This is a genomic window from Pedobacter ginsengisoli, from assembly GCF_002736205.1.
GTDB lineage: Bacteria > Bacteroidota > Bacteroidia > Sphingobacteriales > Sphingobacteriaceae > Pedobacter > Pedobacter ginsengisoli_A.
Genome location: NZ_CP024091.1, coordinates 3,918,502 through 3,940,972, shown reverse-complemented (window position 1 = coordinate 3,940,972; position 22,471 = coordinate 3,918,502). Strand labels below are relative to the sequence as shown.

The window sequence follows — 22,471 nt, the reverse complement described above, 5'->3', positions numbered from 1 at the left end:
CTTATAAGTTTTTAGATTCCTTATTTTTTTCTTCCCATTGCTTTGCAAAAGATTTTGGAGATATTACCGGCATAGAGCGATACTTACCCCATATTTTTCTGAATAGATTTTTGAGGAAAAAGTTTTTGATTTTTCCACTGAGGAAATCCATTCTGGATCTTTTTAACATTCCTACCTTCCAGATTTTCCAGCCTACCTCTTCCACTTTAGTGTTGTCGTGGTTTGCAGCGGCATCCCTTCTGTTAAGCAACAGCATTTTATGGATATCTATTTTAGCGGGGCATACTTCAGAGCATTTTCCACAAAGGCTTGATGCATAGCTTAAGTGCTTAAAGTCTTTCATCCCCCTAAGATGTGGGGTAATAATAGAACCTATCGGGCCACTGTAAGTGGTGTTATAAGTATGGCCACCAATATTTTTGTAAACCGGGCAGGCATTTAGGCAGGCACCACAGCGGATGCAATACAAACCCTGGCGCTGCTCTTTTTGAGCAAGTAAATTGGTACGTCCGTTATCCAGTAGTATTACATACATTTCCTCCGGGCCATCGGTTTCTTCACCTCGTTTGGGGCCACTTAGAATGGTATTGTAAACGGTTAGATTTTGTCCTGTTCCATGACTGGCCAAAAGTGGCCAGAAAAGGTCTAGATCGGCCATCGAAGGAATAATCTTTTCAATGCCAACAATGGCAATATGAATTTTCGGAAAAGTTGTACATAGCCTGGCATTACCTTCATTTTCAGTTAACGCAATGCTCCCGGTATCGGCTATTAAAAAATTCCCGCCACTAATTCCAATATCGGCTTTCAGGTATTTATCCCTTAAAAGTTCACGCGCTTTTTGGGTAAGCTGTTGTGGTGTATAATCTAGAGGAGTACCAAACTTTTCATGAAACAATTTTGCAATGTCCTCTTTATTTAAGTGCATTGCAGGTGTTACAATATGGTAGGGGGGCTGCCCCAGTAATTGAACTATATATTCGCCAAGGTCACTTTCCAGCGATTCTATTTCATTCTTTTCCAGGAATTCATTTAAATGAATTTCCTCGGTGGTCATTGATTTCGATTTTATAACCGTTTTGCCACCATTTCTTTTAATGATATTCAGAATTTCTTTTTGAGCCTCATTAGTATCATTTGCCCAGATCACTTTGCCACCTCTGCGCTGAAAATTGGATTCAAACTCAGGCAAGAACTTATCCAGGTTCTCCATAACACGCCACTTAATTACGTGCGCTTTTCTTTTGGAGTTTTCTAAATTTTCAAATTTGGATAATCCACGTTCAACGGCAACATTATACTTGCCAATGTTATGGTTTATAGTGTTGCGATGTCCTAAATCGAAGGCTTTTTCATCCGCCTTCTCCAAAAAATCCTCTGATATACCCATCCTTGTCGCCTGTTTTTTTTACCAATTCAATTCACCCAATATTACATCTTTGGGGTACCGTCGTCGTTTTTATCAACCACAGGGCGTTTTAGCCCATTTGCAAGCTCCCATGCCGTAAAATAAACCAATTTGGCCCTTTTGGCAAGCATAGGAAAATCTATTTTACTCACCTCATCTCCTGGCATATGGTAATCGTCATGTACACCGTTAAAATAAAATATTACCGGAATGCCATGTTTGGCAAAGTTGTAATGGTCAGAACGATAATAGAACTGATTAGGATCTGTACGGTTATTGTACTTTTCATCAAGGTTAATGTTGACGTAAGTTTTATTAGCTTTTTTACCAATCCTATCCAGATCTGAGCTTAACATATCTGATCCAATGATGTAAACGAAGTTATTATCACTTTCGTGTGCCTTGTCTCCGCGGCCAATCATATCTATGTTTAGGTTTGTTATTGTATTTTCCAATGGGAAAACCGGATTTTCAGAATACCATTCCGATCCAAGTAATCCCTTTTCTTCACCTGTAACAGTCATAAACAAGATGCTCCTTTTAGGTCCCTTGCCTGCTTTTTTTGCTTTTGCAAAGGCCTCCGCTATTAAGAGTACACCTGTAGTACCAGAGCCATCATCATCAGCGCCGTTATTAATTTTGTCGTCGCCCTTAGCATCAGGTGTTATCCCTATATGATCATAATGGCCTGTTATTACTAAAACTTCACGTTTTAATTTAGGGTCAGAACCTTCCAGGAAACCTAAAACATTCTCTGCTCTAACTTTATTTTCTACTTTGGTGGCACTGGCACAAACACTGATTTTTATTTCCTGCGAGGATGGCTTTCCACTATCGGCAATTTTCTTTTTAAGCGTTTCTATACTTGTGCTTGCTCCGGCAAGAATTTTATTGGCAAGTGCTGTTCCTATAGAAATAACCGGCATAGGTTGAGCAACCTCCATACGATCCGTAGTTTCCTTATTCTTCAATACCATTTCTTCCGATTGCAGATAGCCCCTTACATTATCAGGCATATTGTCTACAAGTGGATCAATAAGCAGAACCGCCTGGGCATTTTGTTCAGCAAGGTATTTAAGTTTCGCGTTTAAAGCACTTGAATTTCTTAATGATGCCGTGGCAGGGGCGGTAGAACCAGGTTCGCCCGACTTAAAAATCATCACTACCTTACCGGTGAGTGTTTGATCAACAAAGTCATTATATCCATCTTTGGTTAAACCATATCCGGCAAAAAGGATGCTATTTGCATTAAAAGCAAAACCCTTGGCCGAAACTGTTTTAGGCATAATGAAAAAATCATTCAAAGCCTCTGCAGGCTGGCCATCAACCGTTACTATTTGCGAAAGGCCATAGGATACAAGATTAATCGGCTGAAAATAATCACCGGCTACGGGCCCTTTTAAGCCAATGCTTTTAAAATGATTCTTAATATATTCTGCCGCCATCCAGCCGCCTTTTTTCCCTGTTTCCCTACCTTCATATTCATCAGATGCTAATACAGACAAATGTTTGTAAGCATTATCTTTATTAATGGTTTGACTGAATTTTATGGCGTCCCTATTCTGTGCAACAGCGGTACAACCAATAAGTAGTAAAAAACTTGAGTATAAAAGTTGCTTTTTCATGCTGGCCAGATTAAATTTTTTAGGTCTTTTTATTTTGATTGATCTTTAGCAGGATATTTTTCCAACTCTTCCTTCATGTCGACCTCCTTCAAAAGGAGTATTAATGAAGGTAGTTGCCATTTCCTTTGCAAGATCTTCTGAAACAAATCTGGCAGGGATACACAAAACATTCGCATTGTTATGTTGTCTGGCAAGGGCGGCAAGTTCATTAAGCCAGCAAATTGCTGCCCTTATTTGCTGATGCTTATTTGCCGTAATGGCAACTCCGTTTGCACTTCCGCATACCAAAATGCCGAAAGCATATTCACCGCTTTCAACTGCCGAAGCTACCGGGTGTGCAAAATCAGGATAGTCAACAGATTGGGTTGAATAAGTTCCAAAATCTTTAACCTCATAATCAGTAAGGTATGATTTTAATAATTCTTTGTATTCAAAACCTGCGTGATCAGCACCAATTGCAATTTTTATTTTATCTGTTGACATTTTAAACGTTGTTATTAAATTAAAATATTTTTTAAAGCCTATTTTACCTTGGCTACACCATAAATATCCTTGTTCCTTTTCTTCTCTATGCTTGCCGATATAAAGATACTCAATTCATAAAGTAAGAATAAGGGAAGGGCAACAATAAGCATCGTATACGGATCAGCAGTAGGGGTAACTACGGCAGCAATTATTAAAATAAGTACTGTTGAGTATCTTCTGCTGGCACGCATAAATGCAGGGGTCATGATGCCTAATTTCGATAAGATAAAGATGATAACCGGTAACTGAAATATCACTCCCGAACCTAAAGTTAAGGTCATTACAGATGAAAGGTAAGAATCAATTGTAAAGGTGTTTTGAATCTCAGGACTTACAGTGAAGTTGGTAAGGAAGTTAATAGAAAGCGGACAAATGATATAATATCCAAACATTATACCCAGGAAAAACAGAAAGGAAGCAAAAGCAACAAAGCCACTTGCAGATTTTCTTTCGTTTTCGTGTAGTGCAGGTTTAACAAATAACCAAAGCTCAAACAACAAGTAGGGGATACCCAATATAATTCCTACCATAACACATGAGTTCAACTGAAGTGTGAACTGTCCGGCCATCTCAGTATTGATGATTTTTGCATCAATTTTTGTGATACAAAACTCAGGACCGATAGACGGGAAGCGTTCTACCAGTTTACACATCATACGATAGGTCCAGAAGGTGGGGTTTTTGGGCCCCATAATGATCGTATTAAAAATAAAATCTGTATAGTAAAATGCTCCAATGGTTAGAACCAGTACAACACCCAAAGCACGCAATAAATGCTTTCTAAGTACGTCAATGTGGTCAAAGAAAGACATTTCCGCTTCTAATGTTTTCCCTTTTTCTTTTATAGCACCAATCAGGTCCCTTTTTTTAGTATCACTCATGTACGTTATTTGTAAAACAAAAATACCATTCTATTTTATTCAGAATGGTATTTACGCTTTAAATCTTATAAATAGTTTTTTCTATTCTGAAAATTCGAAGGTTTCCATAAACTTCGTGGTAAAATTACCAGCCCTAAAGTTAGGATCTTTCATCAATTTTAAATGAAAAGGTATCGTAGTTTTTACACCCTCAATAACAAATTCACTTAAAGCACGCTCCATAGTACTAATTGCTTCTTCACGTGTTTGTGCCACGCAGATCAATTTAGCAATCATAGAGTCGTAGTTAGGCGGAATCTGATATCCGGCATAAACATGTGTATCAACTCTTACACCATGGCCACCTGGTGAATGGAAGTTAGTTATTTTACCCGGACTAGGTCTGAAATTGTTAAAAGGGTCTTCAGCATTGATCCTGCATTCAATTGCATGCATATCAGGCATATAGTTTTTACCTGAAATAGGAACGCCTGAAGCCACTTTAATTTGTTCTTTGATCAAATCGTAGTTAATTACTTCTTCAGTAACCGGATGCTCAACCTGAATACGGGTATTCATTTCCATGAAATAGAAATTGCGGTGTTTATCAACCAGGAATTCTATGGTACCCGCACCTTCGTATTGTACCGCAATTGCACCTTTAATTGCAGCTTCACCCATTTTCTCTCTTAACTCAGGAGTCATGAAAGGAGAAGGGGCTTCTTCTACAAGTTTCTGATGGCGACGTTGAATTGAACAATCACGCTCAGATAAGTGACAAGCCTTGCCATACTGATCACCAATAATCTGGATCTCGATGTGACGAGGGTCTTCAATGTATTTTTCTAAATATAATCCGTCGTTACCAAAAGCAGCACCCGATTCTTGTCTGGCACTATCCCATGCGTTCTCAAAATCTTCATCTTTCCATACCACACGCATACCACGGCCACCACCACCGGCAGTAGCTTTTAAGATAACCGGATAACCCATCCCGTTAGCTAATTTTATTCCTTCTTTAACACTTTCCAGTAATCCTTCAGATCCTGGAATAGTAGGCACACCTGCTTGCTTCATAGTTTCTTTGGCCGAAGCTTTGTCGCCCATAGAATTGATTTGCTCAGGTGTTGCACCAATAAATTTAATCCCGTAATCACGGCAAACAGAAGAGAATTTAGCATTCTCTGATAGAAATCCATAACCTGGGTGAATTGCATCTGCATTTGTTAATTCAGCAGCAGATATAATATTAGGAATGCTCAGGTAAGAATCTTTACTTGGTGGCGGCCCTATACAAACAGCCTCATCAGCAAAGCGCACATGTAAGCTTTCTCTGTCGGCAGTAGAATATACAGCAACCGTTTTAATGCCCATTTCTTTACAGGTGCGAATAATTCGCAAGGCGATCTCACCCCTGTTGGCAATTAATATTTTCTTAAACATATATTTTTCCTTTTCGTCATCCTGAATAATCAGGAGTAGTATTTATTGATTTTTTGTTTTCAAGAATGCTACGCGCACCATTTCAGCATTTATTTAACACTGAAATTTAGCATGACGGATTAAATTGGTTCTACTAAAAACAATGGCTGATCGTATTCAACTGGTGATGCATTATCAACAAGTACTTTTACGATTCTTCCAGAAACTTCACTTTCTATTTCATTGAACAATTTCATTGCCTCAATAATGCAGATAACTTTACCTGTAGAAACCTCGTCGCCAACATTTACAAATGATGGTTTATCAGGACTTGATGAGCGATAGAATGTCCCGATCATTGGAGATTTAATAGTAATGTATTTCGAAGTATCTTCAGCTGCAGGTGCTGCTTTGGTTTCTGTAGCTGACACCGGTTGTGGAGCCGCAGCTGCAGGGATTGCAGATGTAACAACAGGAGCTGGAACAGTAGCATGAACAACTGTTGGGGTCTGATTTGTTTTAATAGTGATCTTGAAGTCTTTTTGCTCAATTGCGACTTCATTTACGCCCGAACGAGAAACAAATTTAATAAGTTCCTGAATTTGTTTGATATCCATTTTTTGGTGTTATTTTAAGAAAACAATGTGTTTTTAGATTAACTAAGTTATGATTAATTATATTAAAATCATCATGAGTTTGCATTCAATAAATCAATAAATGCTGCTCTTAATGAGTTAACAGTCTTTAAGTTGTAATCTGATTAATAATTTAATAAGCCCATTTTAAATAAACCGACCCCCATGTAAAACCACCGCCAAAGGCTGCAAGTATAATGTTGTCGCCCTTTTTCAACTGGCTTTCCCATTCCCATAAACATAGCGGAATAGTACCGTTGGTGGTATTGCCATAACGTTGGATATTGATCATTACCTTTTCAGAACCAACACCCATTCTTGAAGCCGTAGCATCAATAATGCGTTTGTTTGCCTGATGAGGAACCAGCCATTTTACATCTTCAGAGGTAAGGTTATTACGGTCCATAATTTCAGCAGCAACATCTGCCATATTGGTTACCGCAAACTTGAATACTGCCTGACCTTCCTGATAAACGAAATGCTCTTTGTTGTCAACTGTTTCATGAGATGCAGGTCTTGCAGATCCGCCAGCTTTCTGGTGCAGGAACTGTCTGCCTGAGCCATCACTTCTAAGGATTGAGTCCATTACGCCAAAACCTTCTTCATTTGGTTCCAAAAGTACTGCGCCACAACCATCCCCAAAAATAATACAGGTGGTACGGTCCTCATAGTTAATTATCGACGACATTTTATCGCCTCCAACTACCAGTACTTTTTTGTGTTTGCCCGATTCTATAAACTGGGCTCCGGTCGAAACACCGTAAATAAAGCCTGAGCAAGCAGCCTGAAGGTCATAACCCCACGCATTTTTTGCGCCGATTTTGTCGGCCAGTATATTAGCTGATGCAGGGAAAGGCAAATCAGGAGTGGTAGTGCAGAAGATGATCAGTTCAATCTCTTCAGCAGTTATTCCACGTTTTTTAAGCAAGCCATTAACGGCATGTACTGCCATATCAGAAGTGCCTAAACCTTCTCCTTTTAGTATTCTGCGCTCTTTTATGCCTGTTCTGGATGTAATCCATTCATCCGTAGTGTCTACAATCGATTCTAGCTCTTTGTTTGTAAGCACGTATTCTGGAACGTAGCCATTAACAGCCGTAATCGCAGCATGAATTTTACTCATTTTTTGATATTAATTATTAAAAGCGGCTTGTATTTTGCCTACCAAGCCTGTAGTAATCATGTCTCTTGACTGTAATATCATATTTTTTACTGCCGTCGGACTAGAAATTCCGTGTCCAATAACAACCGGAGCATTTACTCCAAGAACAGGGCTTCCGCCGTAGTTCTCGTAATTAAAGCGGTCAAAAAATTCATCTTTTAAACCTCTTTTTAAAGTTAGTACATAGAATGACTCTGCAAGTTTAAGCATTACATTTCCTGTAAAGCCATCACAAACAATAACATCGGCTTTATCGTTAAATAAATCCCTGCCTTCTACATTACCTATAAAGTTAAACAGATTGGTGTCTTTCATCAAGGGAAAAGTTGCCAGACTTAGCATATTTCCTTTTTCGTCTTCCTCACCAATGTTCATCAGTGCTACTTTAGGGTTACCTATACCCATTACATTTTCGGCGTATAAGCTTCCAAGTACACCAAATTGTAATAAAATATCAGGCTTGCAATCTGCGTTCGCACCTACGTCTACCATTAAACCTACTCCACCGCTAAGCTTGGGTAAAAAAGTTGAAAGGCATGGCCTGATGATTCCGGGAATAGTTTTTACACTAAAAACGGCACCAACAAGCATAGCCCCAGAATTACCGGCGCTTGCAAATGAATCAAGTTTACCTTCTTTAAGTAAATTGAAACCTATAGAAATACTGGAGTTGGGCTTCTGAACGATAGCCTTTGTGGGATGTTCACCCATACCTATTACCTCCTCAGTATGAACATATTCAAAGAGATCCGGATCAAATCCGTTTTCGGAGAGTAAAGGTTTTATCTGCTTCGTATCTCCAATAAGAACTATTTGCTCATCTGGAGATAACAATGGATGGGCAGCTATTGCTCCTAAAACATTTGCTTTAGGAGCATAGTCTCCGCCCATTATATCGAGACCTATTTTCATAGTAAAAAATCAGTTTGTGTATAAGGTAAAATCACCCTTGTTTCCAGTCTCTAAGTTAAACTTTCAAAGACTTAAAACACAAACTATTTTTCAGAAAATTAACCTATTGATGTGTTTTCAATAACCAATTTGCCGTTGTAGTACAAGTTGCCATCAACGTTGTAAGCGCGGTGAGGTGTGTGAATTGCACCTGTTGTTTGACAAGTAGCTAAAGAAGGGGCTTCTGCTTTATAATGAGTTCTTCTTTTATCTCTTCTGCTTTTAGAAACCTTGCGTTTTGGATGTGCCATTGCTGATTTATTTAATTATTATTTTAATTTTTTTAATGCTGCCCAACGCGGGTCATCATTTTGTTGTTCTTCTTCTTTTTGTGTTCCTACAGAAAGACTTTCCAGTCTTGCTATCATTTCCTGGTCGCATAGCTGGCCATTGCCATCCTGCTCACAGATTTTTATATAAGGTACAGATACTGTGATGAATTCATAAATAAGCTCTGATACATCGATCTCACTTTCTTTTTTACTTAGGGTAATAATCTCCAGATCATCACTATCCAATTCATCTTCAGCAAACTTTACAATCTGCCTTTCCTGTATACTTATTGGTGCCTCAAAATCGGCTAAGCATTTGTCGCAGTCTAAAATTATAATTCCCTCTATGTGGAACTGTAAAATCAGCATTGTCTCCTGCTTATCTAATTCAACGCTTGCTTTTAAAGCTCCTTTTTTTACTAAAGAGTATTCAAAAGCATCAAAAAAGCTGTTATCAATCTCAAAATCAAACTGATGTTTGCCAATTTTTAAACCGGTAAATGGGATTGAAAATTGTTTTAATGGTTTCAATTGTAACAAAATTTTAGCCCGCAAATGTAAGAATTAATTTGACATTTCGAAAATGTTATTGAAAAATAAATACTCTTAATTTGCGTCATCTTTCATATCTGCAGCGGTTTCTATAATTTTTCCACCACTGCGCAGTTGATTTTTTAATAATTCTTCCTGCTCCCTGCGGTTTTTCACAATGTGAACAGCTGCAAAAACGGCTTCTATAAACGAAGTCGGATCGGCAACATTCTTTCCTGCAATATCATACCCGGTTCCATGATCCGGTGATGTACGTACAACCTTTAGTCCGGCGCTGTAATTAACCCCCGTACTAAAAGCGATAGTTTTAAAAGGAATTAAGCCCTGGTCATGGTACATGGCCAGCACCGCATCAAACTGTTTATAACCTCCGCTGCCAAAAAAGCCATCGGCAGGATAAGGGCCAAAGCAAATTACCCCTTTATCAAAAGCTTCCTGAATTGCAGGCGTAATGATATCGGCCTCTTCTTTTCCTAGTAAACCATTATCACCGGCATGAGGGTTAAGACCTAAAACAGCAATTTTTGGTTTTTCTATCCAAAAATCTTTTTTCAGACTTTCATTCATCATGACCAGTTTCTTTACAATTTTGTCTTTGGTAATACTTGCCGATACCGCGGTAATGGGAATATGTCCTGTTACTACTCCAACACGAATGTCCTCGCTTATTAAAAACATCAGCACATCATCGCCACCGCTGCGTTGTTGCAGGTACTCCGTGTGTCCGGGGAAATTAAAAGTATCAGATTGGATATTGTGTTTGTTTATCGGAGCAGTTACCAGCGCATCAATATTGCCGTTAACCAGGTCGTCGGTTGCCTTTTCTAATGATAAAAGTGCATACCTTCCCCCAGTTTCGTTTGAAACCCCAAGGTCTATTTTTACATCCTCTTCCCAGCAATTAATCAGGTTTGCTTTTTTCGGATTTGCCGCATCAGCAGTGTTAATCACATTAAAAACGAGATCATTCATCCCTAATGCTTTGCGGTGATAAGAAGCAACTTTAGTATGGCCGTAAACAATTGGCGTGCAATAGTCTAAAATGCGGTTTTCAGATAAGGTTTTAAGGATAACCTCTAATCCTATGCCATTTATATCGCCTATACTTATGCCGATTTTAATTTTATTGCTCATATCCAAATAAAAAATTTGGTGCAAATTACAGAATTTCACCTTAATGTTAGTCCGATACTGGTAAAACTTTGCTTATTTTGCAGTTTTTAATAGATCAGGATATGAGTTTGGTAAAGGCAAAAAAACATTTAGGGCAACATTTTTTAACGGATAAAAACATTGCGGCAAAAATAGTAAACGGCCTTATTCATACAGATAAGTATAAGCAGGTACTAGAGGTTGGTCCCGGTATGGGAATCTTATCAGATATCTTACTGGAACGAACAGACCTCGAAACTTTTCTTATTGATATAGATGTTGAATCGTATCATTTTCTGAAAGAAAAATATCCTCAACTAGGCAACAGGCTTATTAATGGCGATTTTCTGGCATTAAATCTTTCTGATATTTTTCCAGCCAAATATGCCATCATCGGAAACTTTCCTTATAATATTTCGTCCCAGATCTTGTTCAAGGTCCTCGAAAACAGGGCCAATGTGGTTGAAATGGTAGGGATGTTCCAAAAAGAAGTTGCAGAGCGATGCGCCTCTAAAGCAGGAACAAAAGACTACGGTATATTAAGTGTACTGATTCAGGCTTACTACGATATTGAATACCTGTTTACCGTTAAGCCGGGTACGTTTAATCCTCCGCCTAAGGTAAATTCAGGGGTAATCAGATTGAGCCGTAATAATGTAGAAACACTACCTTGCGATGAGAAGCTTTTTTGGCGTACCGTAAAAGCGGGTTTTAATCAAAGAAGAAAAACTTTGCGCAATGCCTTATCAGGCGTTGTCTCTAAAGATAAAATGGACAATCATATATTTTTTGATAAACGTGCAGAGCAGCTAACCGTTGCCGATTTTATTGCCCTTACCCAGCATTTATCGCATTTATCTCAATAGTAGTAAATAGAATCCCAAAAATGACCAAAGGAAAAATATTAATAGTTGACGATTTGCATCCGGCATTTAAAGAAAGTGCCATTGCAATGGGATATGAAGTAAACGATCAGCCACTTATCACCAGGGCCGAAACGCTTGAGGTAATTGCCGATTATGATGGAATAGCTGTCCGCACAAAGTTTTTAATTGATAAAGAACTTTTAAGTGCCGCCACTAAGTTAAAGTTTGTTGCAAGGGCAGGAGCTGGTTTGGATAACATAGATGAAGCCTTTGCAAAAGAAAAAAATATTGAACTGCTAAATGCACCCGAAGGGAATATGGATGCTGTAGGCGAGCATGCCACTGGTTTGCTGCTTGCACTTATGAATAACTTTCGCAGGGCAGATATAGAAGTAAGAAATGGTGTTTGGGATAGAGAGGGTAGTCGTGGCTTTGAGCTTAAAGGTAAAACCGTAGGGATTATCGGTTATGGCTTTATGGGTAAAAGCTTTGCTAAAAAACTGGCAGGTTTTGAAGTTAATGTTATGGCATACGATAAGTATAAAACAGGCTTTAGCGATGCCTACGCTAAAGAAGTAAGCATGGAAGAGATTGTAAAACAAAGCGATGTGCTGAGCTTACATATCCCGCTTACGGCAGAAACCAGGCAAATGGTAGATGATGAGTATCTGCTTCATTTCCGTAAACCTATCTTTTTTATAAATACCGCAAGGGGCGAGGTGGTAAACACCAAAGCAGTTTTAAATGCAATAGCAGCAAATAAAATATTGGGTGCCGGGCTAGATGTACTGGAAGTTGAGAAATTCCCGGCATTGGGAACACAAAACTGGTATCAGGAACTGGCTAACTCCGATAAAGTGATCCTGACACCACATGTTGGGGGCTGGACTTTCGATTCGTACAGAAAAATTTCAGAAGTTCTTGCCGAAAAATTAAGCCGCTTATAATTTCTTTACCCAAATATTGTCGGTTGGCTGTGCATCCATAAAAATACCACCGTCTAAAGTAACAGATTGTATGGGGGCATTGGCCCTGACTTCAAAAAATGTCTCCATACGATTGTTTTTCCAGGTTTCCGGGGTTTTATGGATCCGCTGCTCCTTGCCGTCATTATAAATCACCTTTAAATCAAAAGGAACAGCAAATCCGCCTTTATTTTTTACCGAAATTGTGTAATTGTTTCCTTTTATAACTACCTTTTCAATAGCTAGGTCAATATAGTTATTGCTAAAAAACCAATTGTTCCAAAACCAGTTCAAGTTCTGTTTTGTGGCATTATTAAAAGAATAAAAGAAATCCCAGGGAATTGGGTGCTTGCCATTCCAGTTATCCATATAACTGTGCAGTGCTTTGCCAAAAACCTCATCGCCAAGCATATCTTTAAGCGCAAGGTATGCTAATGAAGGCTTGCCATATGCGTTATTTCCGTATCCGGCATCTGATACCTGGGTAGACATGGAAACAATCGGCTGGTCCTGCTCTGTTGATGGGTCAGATATCCAGCGTTTAACCCTGAACTTCTTATAGTTTTCGGCCGCTTTTTCTTTACCCAGCTGTTGTTGTCCAATCAAATACTCTAAAGTTGTGGCCCAGCCCTCATCCATAAATGCGTAACGGGTTTCATTGGTGCCCATATAAAAAGGGAAATAAGTATGGGCAATTTCATGGTTAAGTACAAATTGTGAAAACTCCAGATCCGGAGTGCTCGAATCATTAACCATCATTGGGTATTCCATATCGGCAAAGCCCTGAAAAGCGGTCATTTTTGAAAAAGGATAAGGAACACCAGGCCAGTTGTTCGAAAACCAATCCAATGCAATTCTTCCCCATTCCACTGCATGCGAAAAATCATTGGCCACTTTACTATATGCCGCCTGTACACTTGCCCTTCTGTTGGTTTTCTTGTCAACCACAACACTTGCGGCATCCCACACATAGCTGCTGCTTAGAGAGAAGGTAACATCCGTTATATTTTTCGCTTCAAATTTCCAGATATTGCCATCAACAGGCTTTGTCACTCCGCCTTTTTGCATTTCAGCGGCGGTGGCAATATGTATTACCTCATCAGAAGTATAAGATTTTTTTAGTCTCGAAGCATATTCCGGTTCCAGAACCTCGTCAGGGTTTAGCAAATCTCCGGTTGCCCAAACCACATAATTCTTTGGTGCTTTAACAGCAAGCTTATAGTCGTTAAAATCATTATAAAATTCAGTCCTGTCGCTATGCGGAATCATATCCCATCCATTATAATCATCGTAAACTGATATTCTTGGGTATGCATAAGCTACAAAAAGAGAAGTCTCATCAATTTGCCCTTCGCGCCCGCTTTGTTTTGATAACGGGTAATTCCATTCAATAACAAACGTTGCCGATTGGCCTGCAGGCAATGCTTTTTTAAGTGTAACAGCTGCAACTGTGCCCCAATTGGCACTGTTTACATCATACTTTTCGCCATTTACTGTAAATGAGGTGATTTTTAAGCCGCTTGATAAAAAATCGGCGCCAACATAACCCGCTCTTGGCGCTTCCGGTTTATGAATGTTGTTTACAAATCTTATTGCTGCTGTTTTTAGCGTGTCGGGGCTATTATTGGTGTAAATAATTGTTTCTTTTCCACTTACAGTCTTAGTTTTTTCGTCTACCGATACCTGAATGTCGTACTTTCCGCGGTTTTGCCAGTAATTCTTTCCTGGTTTGCCATCGTATGAGCGTGTTTCATTATCATATGCATTTTTTATATTTCGTGGCATATATAATTCCTGGGCACTAGCTGTAAATGAAGTGATTAAGAATAGGAGTAATGCTTTTAACGTGTTCATTCTATAACTGTTAACTTATTGGAAATATAAAAGTAGCCTTATTTTCTTCATAACTGCATCATTTTAGATCAATAATTTGTTTTTGTGGTATTACCCCATTATCTTCGTTTTAATTGAAGCAAGACTATGTAGGTTAAAACCCCATGTAGTCTTGTTTGTTTTTTAGAGTAATTAACAAAATAAACGAGCTATGACAGAGGTAACATATTATACCCAAGATGGTTTAGAGAAACTAAAGGAAGAGGTGCACTATTTAAAAACTACCGGAAGGCAGTTAATATCTAAGGCGATAGCAGAAGCCAGAGATAAAGGAGACCTTTCTGAGAACGCGGAATACGATGCAGCAAAGGAAGCCCAAGGTTTACATGAAGCCAAGATAGCGAAGCTTGAAACAACACTTTCAACAGCAAGGCTAATTGACGAGTCGAAACTGGATACTTCTAAAGTACTGGCATTATCAATCGTAAAGATCAAGAATGTTAAAAATGGAGCCACAATGAGTTATCAATTGGTAGCTGAATCGGAGGCCGATTTAAAAACAGGAAAGATTTCAGTAAAATCTCCTATTGCCCAGGGGTTATTGGGTAAATCTGTTGGCGATAAAACTGAAATTCAGGTGCCTGCAGGTAAAATAGAATTCGAAATATTGGAAATCACCAGATAAAACCCAAAAGCATGTCAAGCATATTTTCAAAAATTGTTGATCGCGAGATTCCGGCACATATAGTTGCCGAGACCAGCGAATTCCTTGCCTTTTTAGATGTGAGTCCATTGGTAATGGGCCATGTGCTGGTAATCCCTAAAAAGGAAATTGACTACATCTTTGATATGGATGACGAAAGTTATTTCGGGCTAACTTTATTTGCCAAAATAGTGGCGAATGGTTTAAAAGAAGCTTTCCCTTGTAAAAAAGTAGGTGTAGCAGTTATCGGACTTGAAGTACCTCATGTACATATTCACCTGATCCCGATGAATGCCGTAAACGATATGAATTTTAGTAAAGAAAAACTAAAACCTACAAATGAGGAATTAGCAGAAGCTGCGGCTAAAATTAAAGCAGCACTAACCCTCGATTAAAAACATTTTTTTTAAATACCTGAAAGGCAGTGCTTAAAAGTGCTGCTTTTTTTGTTAAGTATTATCCTGTTATTTTAACTTCTCATTGTTTTTATGCCTTTCCGCATCGCGGATATTCTTTTTAACCAGGTTCTTTTCAAGAGCGGCGGTCAGGTCAATTCCGGTTTGGTTGGCCAGACATATCAAAACAAAAAGCACATCTGCCATTTCATCACCCAGATCAACGGCTTCATCACTCTTCTTAAATGATTGCTCGCCGTATTTTCTCGACATGATCCTTGCAACCTCACCAACTTCTTCCATTAAGATAGCGGTATTGGTTAATTCATTAAAATATCTGATTCCTGTAGTATTAATCCATTGGTCTACAGTTTTCTGTGCTTCTTCTATTGTCATTTTAATCTTCTTTCATTTCTGCCCTTAAACGGGCATTAATATCAATTTTAGCATTTTCTAATAAATAAACTGATGTCCCATATTCGCGGGCCATTTTATTTTCGACAGTGCCAATTTTTATTACCCGTTCAAATATAGGTCTTTCCACTTTTCTATCAGGGTCATCATCCTCAATACTGTTAACAAGAATAACGTTTTTAATTTGTTTGTCCAGATTAACCCAGGTAATGTAATCTGCACTGAATGAAACAGCATGGATATTTTTAAAAGCCGAATAATGATTTATGGCACCGGCTTCTCCATAATTATCACAAAGAATAATCAGGCTTTCTTTCTCCGGAATCTTTTTATAGACCTCATCAACAATCTTTGCCAGCTCTCTCCAGCCAAGCATATCTGCAAAGTCCTGAGGTAAATGATGGTTTTTCCCGTCTTCCCATTTCAAAGCCCCCACCATTTCAAATTTCTTCTTTTTAAGGGTAATTTCTCCCGGTGTTAATATGGGATAAGTCAGCCGGATGGTAAGAAAAAACATGATCAAAGCAGTACATAAGGCAACGGTCTTAAGATGCCTTTGCCATCCAAGTTTAAGTGCCGTACCCAAATAAACTGATCCATAGGCTAACAAAACCGGATATAGCCCCGCTGCGTAATACGCCTTTGCCCTAAACCAGGTAAATAAGATAATAGCGGTTAGGTAACTTAAGCCTATCCATCTAAAATCTTTAAAGGGCTTGTAAATAAAAAATGCAATTGCAGCAGCAAAGAGAATCCAGAGGTCGCCAATGTAATACAGCAATTGATCTTTAAGGAAATCTATGCGGTTTATCTTGTCCAGCTGGGTTGCTGCAAGTTCCTTCATATGCCTAACCACAGGAAAATGATTTTGATATTGCCATATTAGGTTTGGCAAAACAAGTAGTAAACCTATGCAAGCAGCAATGTATAAGTGCTTCGTTTTAAATATATACCGTTGTGGTGATGCCAAAAATCCAACCAATAAACCTATAATCAGAAATCCGATACTGTATTTGTTTAAAAATCCTACTGCAATGGCCAATATTGCATAGTAAATAAACCTGGGTTTGCTGGTAGATATGTATTTTACAAAGTAATAGTAGGTGGCTGTCCAGCTTAGAATATCAAAAGCATTGGGTTGAAACAGCATGTCTAAACGTGCAATGGCACATGCAAACAAAGCCACCATGCATAATACTTTAGCAAACAGATTACCTTTTAGCTCTTTTACAATAAACCACGAATATACCAATGTGCCAGCACCAAAACAGGCAGTAACCAGTCGTATGATGAAGACACTGCCTCCAAGTACTTTTATAATCCAGGCGAAAATGGAAGTAGCAGGAGGTACAGATTGAAAGCCCCATGCCAGATGATTTGCCTGGTCCAGATGTAAAAATTCATCCCGGTGTAATTCATATGCCGGATTAATCAGGAAACAATGTAAAAAAAGCTTCAATACAACAAAGGATACTAAAACAATTGTTTCAGTTCGGGGTTTTTCAAGTGGCATACCAGGCAGTTTAGATAATATCAATTTACGGTGAATAAACTTACCTAAAATTCAGTAAAGCTGTTATTCTTTGTTTTTGGTATCGATACTTATGGTAACCGGACCATCATTTACGAGGCTGATCTTCATATCGGCACCGAATATTCCGGTTTGAATTTCTTTATTCAGTAAAGAAGACAATTGTTTGATCATAGACTCATACAATGGAATGGCCTTATCGGGCCTTGCCGCTCTGGTAAAGCCAGGCCGGTTGCCCTTTTTAGTAGAGGCAAATAATGTAAATTGACTGATCAGTAGAATGTTTCCATCAATATCCATAAGCCCCTTATTCATCAGCCCGTTTTCATCGCCAAAAACCCGCATATTTACTATTTTTTGCGACAGCCAATCCAGGTCTTCCCCGGTGTCAGCATCTTCAATGCCCAGCAAAACCAGAAAGCCATTAGTAATAGCACCTGTTACTTCGCCATCTACTTTGCAGCTGGCTTCAGTAACCCTTTGAATAATAGCTCTCATATTGCCTAAGCCCTTGTTTCGTTACCATTATAAATACTAAGGTAGCTTTCGTACCTGCTTAGTTCTATTTCGCCATTTTCTACCGCTTTTATAACCGCGCAGCCGGGTTCATTAACATGTCGGCAGTTGTTAAACTTACATTCATGCATCAAATCCCTCATCTCTCTGAAATAATGACCAAGCTCTTCAGGCCTGATGTCGAATATCCCTAGTTCCCTTATACCCGGAGTATCTATCAAGTAGCCTCCGAACGGCAAAGTATGCATTTCTGCAAAGGTTGTAGTATGCTGACCTTTGTCGCTGGCCTCTGAGATTTCACCTGTTTTAATACTTCTTCCGGGTAACAGTGCATTAATAAGACTTGATTTTCCAACACCCGAATGGCCGGAAAACAAGGTAGTTTTATCTTTAAGTAAGCTTTCTATCTGAGAGATATTGGTTCCCTCTATGGCCGATACTGTATAGCAGGGATAACCGATGTTTTCATAAATGGCTGCATACTCAGCTAAAATAGCCAGGCCATCCTCATTAAAAAGGTCTAGCTTATTAAAAATCAGAACTGCAGGAATAGAGTATGCTTCGGCAGTTGCCAAAAAGCGATCAATAAAGCCTAACGAAGTACGGGGAGAGGCAAGTGTAACCACCAAAAAAGCCTGATCCATATTGGCTGCAATAATTTGCGCCTGCTTGGATAAATTGATCGATTTGCGGATAATATAATTTTTCCGGTCATGCAGTTTATTGATGATTCCATTGTCGGAGTTTGGCTCAAGCTCAAACTCTACATGATCTCCAACCGCAATGGGATTTGTGGTTTGAATACCCTGAATTCTAAACTTGCCCTTAATCCGGCAGTCGTAGTCGATGCCATCTTCTGCATGAACCTGATACCAGCTTCCTGTTGATTTAATTACTAATCCTCGCATATAAAGCTGTAAAGGTAATAATTGTTTTAAGTACTCAATACTATCTACTAAGTACTACCTTACACTAAAATATTTTTATAATCATTTGCTAATTAGAAAAATATAACTTTACTTTACACCGTAGCACACTAAGTGTAAAAAATACAATGTATATGAACTCAACAATTACAACCACTACCACCACCACCGGGATTTCTCGGAGGGAAGGTAAGCTAATGGTGTAACTGAAAAAATAAAAAACCACGAAAAGCGCCTTCCTCTAAACCGGGAAGGCGCTTTTTTTTTAACCAACAACTATGAATATTTTAAAATTTGGAGGCACATCAGTCGGTTCTGTCGAAAGCATAAGCGCTTTGATAGAGATACTTAAGCCACTGCAGGGAGAGGAGAACCCTATAGTAGTTTTATCAGCAATGGGCGGTGTTACCAACGCATTACTCGACATGGCAGAAAATGCCCGGAACCTGAGAGACTATAGCGATGCACTGAAACTTGTTGAGGAGAAACACTTCAAAGTAATCAGAACTTTATTACCAGCCAGTGCACAAAACCCTGTACTTACTAAGCTTAAAATTTATTTTAACGAGCTTGAAGATATTTTACAATCCGTATATAACCTTCGTGAGCTTAGTGCTCAAACCAAAGATCTGATTCTTAGTTACGGAGAGCGCTGCTCTACAGTAATGATCAGCCATATTGCTAAAAGACAATTCCCAAATGCAGTGTATGTTGATGGGGCTGAGCTGATTAAAACAGATAGTAATTTTGGACAAGCTAAGGTAAATACTTACATGACCGAAATGCTCATTAACGACTTTTATGAGGCCAACCAAAACAACCTCCTGTTTGTTACCGGTTTCATATCCAGCAATGATGAAGGGCGTGTAACTACACTTGGCCGCGGCGGCAGCGATTATACCGCCGCAATATGGGGTGCCGCATTAAACGCATCAGAAATACAGATATGGACAGATGTTGACGGGATGTTAACAGCCGATCCGAGAATTGTTAAAAAGGCTTTTTCATTGCCTGAACTGAGTTATACTGAAGCAATGGAGCTTTCTTATTTCGGTGCCAAGGTGATCTATCCTCCAACCATGATTCCGGCATTTTTAAAGAAAATCCCGATTGTAATTAAAAATACATTCAATACAGACTTTGCAGGAACCTATATTAAGCATGGCATAAGTCCTTCAAATCTTCCGATAAAAGGGATTTCGTCAATTGATGAAATCAGCGTTTTAAACCTTTCAGGAAGCGGAATGGTAGGCAAGGCAGGCTTTAGCGGCAGGCTTTTCTCTATGCTTTCGCGCGAGCAGGTTAACGTTGTACTTATTACGCAGTCGTCATCAGAGCACAGCATTACCTTTGCGGTAAAACCGGCCGATTCTTTAAAGGCATTGTCATTAATCAATAAAGAATTTGAATTGGAACTGCAGGCGCGTAAGCTGGAATATCCGGAAGTAGAAAACGGACTTTCTGTGGTAGCTATAGTAGGCGAGAACATGAAGCGCACACCGGGCATGTCGGGCAAACTGTTTGGCGCCTTAGGTCGTAACGGTGTAAATGTTAGGGCCATTGCACAAGGTTCTTCAGAATATAACATCTCGGTAATTATCTCAAAAACCGACTTGTCTAAAGCTGTAAATGCCATACACGATGCATTTTATTCAAATCTTAAAAAGACCCTGCATATATTTTGTCTGGGTACCGGAAATATAGGTAAAACCTTGTTTAAGCAACTTCAGGATCAGATGCCTTTCCTTGCAGAGAATAACGACCTGCAGGTTAAAGTAATGGGTGTAAGCAATACCCGTAAAATGTACCTTGACCCAAGAGGTATTGATCTTAATACCTGGGAACAAGACCTGAACAATCAGGACACTAAAGCAAGTCTGCCTGATTTTATCAGAAGGATGAAAGCAATGAACCTGCCGAACTGCGTATTTGTAGACAATACTGCAAGCCATAACCCTGTTGAGTTTTATCTGGATATATTGCAATCGAGCATCTCTGTAGTTACCTGCAACAAAATAGGAAACTCTGCAGATTACGAGCAGTATGCGGCCTTTAAACAGGCAGCAAGAACTTATGGTGTCGACTTTTTCTATGAAACCAATGTAGGAGCCGGCCTGCCAATCATTCGCACACTTAAGGACCTGATGTTAAGCGGTGATAAGGTTGCTTCTATTGAAGCGATCCTTTCAGGTACCATCTCTTACATCTTTAACAACTATAAGGACGGAGTACTTTTCCATGAGGTTGTAAAAGAAGCGCAGGAAAAAGGCTTTACAGAACCCGACCCGAGAGATGACCTTAATGGCAAAGATTTTATGCGCAAAATGCTTATTCTGGCTCGTGATGCCGGATATGCTTTAGAAGAAAAAGATATAGAACTGGAAAATATGTTACCTGCATCGTGCATGGCTGCAGAGAGTGTGGCCGACTTTTACAAAGAATTAAAAAACAACTCAGCACACTTCGAAAACCTGAAAAACCAGGCTACTCAAAATAATAAGGTATTAAGGTATATTGGTAAAATGGAAGGTGGTAAAGTTTCCATCAACCTGCAAATGGTAGATGAGAACCACCCGTTCTTTACCCTTTCAGGTAGTGATAATATCATTTCATTTACTACCAACCGTTATAAAGACAGACCTTTGGTAGTAAAGGGACCCGGTGCGGGCTCAGAAGTAACTGCCGCTGGTGTATTTGCTGACATCATAAACGTGGGTAAGCGATGAGAAAGTCTATAAAAGTTTTTGCTCCTGCCACTGTAGCCAATGTGGTTTGTGGATATGATGTTTTAGGATTTGCTGTAAACCAACCGGGCGACGAGGTAATTATGACACTTACTGAGGGTAAAGGTATTACCATTTCAAAAATCACCGGTGATGATGGGAAACTGCCATTAAACCCCGCAAAAAATACGGTTAGTGCCAGTGTACAACATTATTTAAACCATATCGGCAAACCTGATCTGGGTGTTGAAATTGAACTTCACAAAAAGATGCCAATAGGCAGCGGGCTCGGTTCAAGCTCTGCAAGTACTGTAGCCGGTCTGTTTGCTATAAACACTTTGATGGATAATTTGCTGACCAACAAAGAGCTTGTACCCTTTGCCATGAAAGGCGAGGAACTGGCATGTGGTTATGGCCATGCAGATAATGTTGCTCCTGCTTTAATGGGTGGGTTTGTTTTAATAAGAAGCTATCAGCCATTGGATATCATTAGCCTGCCTTTTCCAGAGGAAATGCATGCTGCCATTGTATATCCTGAAGTTGATGTTCCAACCAAAGATGCCCGCCAAATGATCCGTTCTAAAGTATTGCTAAAAGATGCCGTAACCCAATGGGGCAATGTGGCCGGATTAGTTAGCGGCTTGTTTATGAAAGACTACGATTTAATTGGAAGAAGCATGACAGATATACTTGTTGAACCAACACGTTCTATATTAATCCCTGATTTTTATAAACTGCGCTCTATTGCAATGAAGAACGGAGCGGTAGGTTTTGGTATTTCAGGATCAGGGCCGTCAGTATTTGCACTTACAAAAGATGCAGAAACTGCAAGCAAAATCACTGAAAAATTAAAGCAGCATTTAAAGAGTATCTCGATAAACAGCTTGTCTTTTGTTTCGGAAGTAAATAAAAAAGGACCTATAATATTGGATTGATGTGTTTAGAGTAATTAGTAGGTAGTATTTAGACATAGTTTATTACTGAAAATCTAAACACTACCTGCTAAATACTAAATACCCGCCATGTCTAAATACT

Annotated in this window: 22 protein-coding genes; 6 read left to right on the top strand and 16 right to left on the bottom strand. The window is 39.1% G+C overall.

Annotated elements, in window-relative coordinates; genetic code table 11:
* Position 1: 1 nt before the first annotated feature.
* The 11 genes from CPT03_RS16200 to pdxA all read right to left on the bottom strand — a co-directional run bounded on the left by CPT03_RS16200 (position 2) and on the right by pdxA (position 10,546).
* Positions 2 to 1,390, bottom strand: a complete 1,389-nt coding sequence (locus CPT03_RS16200) for a LutB/LldF family L-lactate oxidation iron-sulfur protein (protein WP_099439801.1) — start codon at positions 1,388 to 1,390, stop codon at positions 2 to 4.
* Positions 1,391 to 1,431: 41 nt separating this feature from the next.
* Positions 1,432 to 3,033: a M28 family peptidase gene (locus tag CPT03_RS16195; protein ID WP_099439800.1), complete on the bottom strand. Its 1,602-nt coding sequence runs from the start codon at positions 3,031 to 3,033 to the stop codon at positions 1,432 to 1,434.
* Between the two features lie 45 nt (positions 3,034 to 3,078).
* Complete coding sequence (gene rpiB / locus CPT03_RS16190; protein ID WP_099439799.1) at positions 3,079 to 3,516, bottom strand: ribose 5-phosphate isomerase B; 438 nt, start codon at positions 3,514 to 3,516, stop codon at positions 3,079 to 3,081.
* Between the two features lie 38 nt (positions 3,517 to 3,554).
* On the bottom strand, positions 3,555 to 4,439 hold the full coding sequence (gene tatC / locus CPT03_RS16185) for a twin-arginine translocase subunit TatC (RefSeq protein WP_099439798.1): 885 nt from the start codon (positions 4,437 to 4,439) through the stop codon (positions 3,555 to 3,557).
* Between the two features lie 81 nt (positions 4,440 to 4,520).
* Entirely contained in the window at positions 4,521 to 5,861 is a 1,341-nt protein-coding gene (gene accC / locus CPT03_RS16180) for an acetyl-CoA carboxylase biotin carboxylase subunit (RefSeq protein WP_099439797.1), read from the bottom strand.
* A 119-nt stretch (positions 5,862 to 5,980) separates the two neighbouring features.
* Positions 5,981 to 6,457: an acetyl-CoA carboxylase biotin carboxyl carrier protein gene (gene accB / locus CPT03_RS16175; RefSeq protein ID WP_099439796.1), complete on the bottom strand. Its 477-nt coding sequence runs from the start codon at positions 6,455 to 6,457 to the stop codon at positions 5,981 to 5,983.
* A gap of 151 nt (positions 6,458 to 6,608) precedes the next feature.
* Complete coding sequence (locus CPT03_RS16170) at positions 6,609 to 7,598, bottom strand: beta-ketoacyl-ACP synthase III (protein ID WP_099439795.1); 990 nt, start codon at positions 7,596 to 7,598, stop codon at positions 6,609 to 6,611.
* A gap of 9 nt (positions 7,599 to 7,607) precedes the next feature.
* The gene (gene plsX, locus CPT03_RS16165) at positions 7,608 to 8,549 is read right to left on the bottom strand and encodes a phosphate acyltransferase PlsX (RefSeq protein WP_099439794.1); all 942 of its coding nucleotides are present in this window, start codon (positions 8,547 to 8,549) and stop codon (positions 7,608 to 7,610) included.
* A gap of 98 nt (positions 8,550 to 8,647) precedes the next feature.
* Entirely contained in the window at positions 8,648 to 8,839 is a 192-nt protein-coding gene (gene rpmF / locus CPT03_RS16160; RefSeq protein WP_084239301.1) for a 50S ribosomal protein L32, read from the bottom strand.
* Positions 8,840 to 8,857: 18 nt separating this feature from the next.
* On the bottom strand, positions 8,858 to 9,391 hold the full coding sequence (locus CPT03_RS16155) for a YceD family protein (protein WP_099439793.1): 534 nt from the start codon (positions 9,389 to 9,391) through the stop codon (positions 8,858 to 8,860).
* Positions 9,392 to 9,466: 75 nt separating this feature from the next.
* The gene (gene pdxA / locus CPT03_RS16150) at positions 9,467 to 10,546 is read right to left on the bottom strand and encodes a 4-hydroxythreonine-4-phosphate dehydrogenase PdxA (RefSeq protein ID WP_099439792.1); all 1,080 of its coding nucleotides are present in this window, start codon (positions 10,544 to 10,546) and stop codon (positions 9,467 to 9,469) included.
* Positions 10,547 to 10,647: 101 nt separating this feature from the next.
* Here pdxA and rsmA point away from each other — a divergent pair, with 101 nt between their 5' ends.
* Both rsmA and CPT03_RS16140 read left to right on the top strand, forming a co-directional pair.
* Complete coding sequence (rsmA, locus tag CPT03_RS16145; RefSeq protein WP_099439791.1) at positions 10,648 to 11,430, top strand: 16S rRNA (adenine(1518)-N(6)/adenine(1519)-N(6))-dimethyltransferase RsmA; 783 nt, start codon at positions 10,648 to 10,650, stop codon at positions 11,428 to 11,430.
* A gap of 20 nt (positions 11,431 to 11,450) precedes the next feature.
* Complete coding sequence (locus tag CPT03_RS16140) at positions 11,451 to 12,377, top strand: 2-hydroxyacid dehydrogenase (protein ID WP_099439790.1); 927 nt, start codon at positions 11,451 to 11,453, stop codon at positions 12,375 to 12,377.
* Here the strand turns inward: CPT03_RS16140 and CPT03_RS16135 are convergent.
* Positions 12,372 to 14,249: a M1 family metallopeptidase gene (locus CPT03_RS16135; RefSeq protein WP_099439789.1), complete on the bottom strand. Its 1,878-nt coding sequence runs from the start codon at positions 14,247 to 14,249 to the stop codon at positions 12,372 to 12,374. The genes CPT03_RS16140 and CPT03_RS16135 overlap by 6 nt on opposite strands.
* A 190-nt stretch (positions 14,250 to 14,439) precedes the next feature.
* On the opposite strand from CPT03_RS16135, the gene greA reads away from it, so the two are divergent.
* Both greA and CPT03_RS16125 read left to right on the top strand, forming a co-directional pair.
* Positions 14,440 to 14,913 (top strand): transcription elongation factor GreA, encoded by a 474-nt coding sequence (gene greA / locus CPT03_RS16130; protein ID WP_099439788.1) that lies wholly within the window; start codon positions 14,440 to 14,442, stop codon positions 14,911 to 14,913.
* Positions 14,914 to 14,924: 11 nt separating this feature from the next.
* Entirely contained in the window at positions 14,925 to 15,326 is a 402-nt protein-coding gene (locus CPT03_RS16125; RefSeq protein WP_099439787.1) for an HIT family protein, read from the top strand.
* 69 nt (positions 15,327 to 15,395) lie between these two features.
* On the opposite strand, the gene CPT03_RS16120 is transcribed toward CPT03_RS16125, so the two are convergent.
* The 4 genes from CPT03_RS16120 to rsgA all read right to left on the bottom strand — a co-directional run bounded on the left by CPT03_RS16120 (position 15,396) and on the right by rsgA (position 18,695).
* Positions 15,396 to 15,722: a nucleotide pyrophosphohydrolase gene (locus CPT03_RS16120; RefSeq protein WP_068888219.1), complete on the bottom strand. Its 327-nt coding sequence runs from the start codon at positions 15,720 to 15,722 to the stop codon at positions 15,396 to 15,398.
* 1 nt (position 15,723) lies between these two features.
* Positions 15,724 to 17,253, bottom strand: a complete 1,530-nt coding sequence (locus CPT03_RS16115) for a glycosyltransferase family 39 protein (protein ID WP_099439786.1) — start codon at positions 17,251 to 17,253, stop codon at positions 15,724 to 15,726.
* Between the two features lie 63 nt (positions 17,254 to 17,316).
* Entirely contained in the window at positions 17,317 to 17,769 is a 453-nt protein-coding gene (gene dtd, locus CPT03_RS16110) for a D-aminoacyl-tRNA deacylase (protein ID WP_099439785.1), read from the bottom strand.
* Between the two features lie 5 nt (positions 17,770 to 17,774).
* Positions 17,775 to 18,695 carry a ribosome small subunit-dependent GTPase A gene (gene rsgA / locus CPT03_RS16105; protein WP_099439784.1) on the bottom strand — a complete coding sequence of 307 codons (921 nt, stop codon included), beginning with the start codon at positions 18,693 to 18,695 and terminating at the stop codon, positions 17,775 to 17,777.
* Positions 18,696 to 18,991: 296 nt separating this feature from the next.
* On the opposite strand from rsgA, the gene thrA reads away from it, so the two are divergent.
* Both thrA and CPT03_RS16095 read left to right on the top strand, forming a co-directional pair.
* Positions 18,992 to 21,439 carry a bifunctional aspartate kinase/homoserine dehydrogenase I gene (gene thrA, locus CPT03_RS16100; protein WP_099439783.1) on the top strand — a complete coding sequence of 816 codons (2,448 nt, stop codon included), beginning with the start codon at positions 18,992 to 18,994 and terminating at the stop codon, positions 21,437 to 21,439.
* A complete protein-coding gene (locus tag CPT03_RS16095; protein ID WP_099439782.1) occupies positions 21,436 to 22,371 on the top strand; it encodes a homoserine kinase in 936 nt (311 codons plus the stop codon). Before thrA ends, CPT03_RS16095 begins: the two co-directional genes overlap by 4 nt.
* Positions 22,372 to 22,471 lie beyond the last annotated feature (100 nt).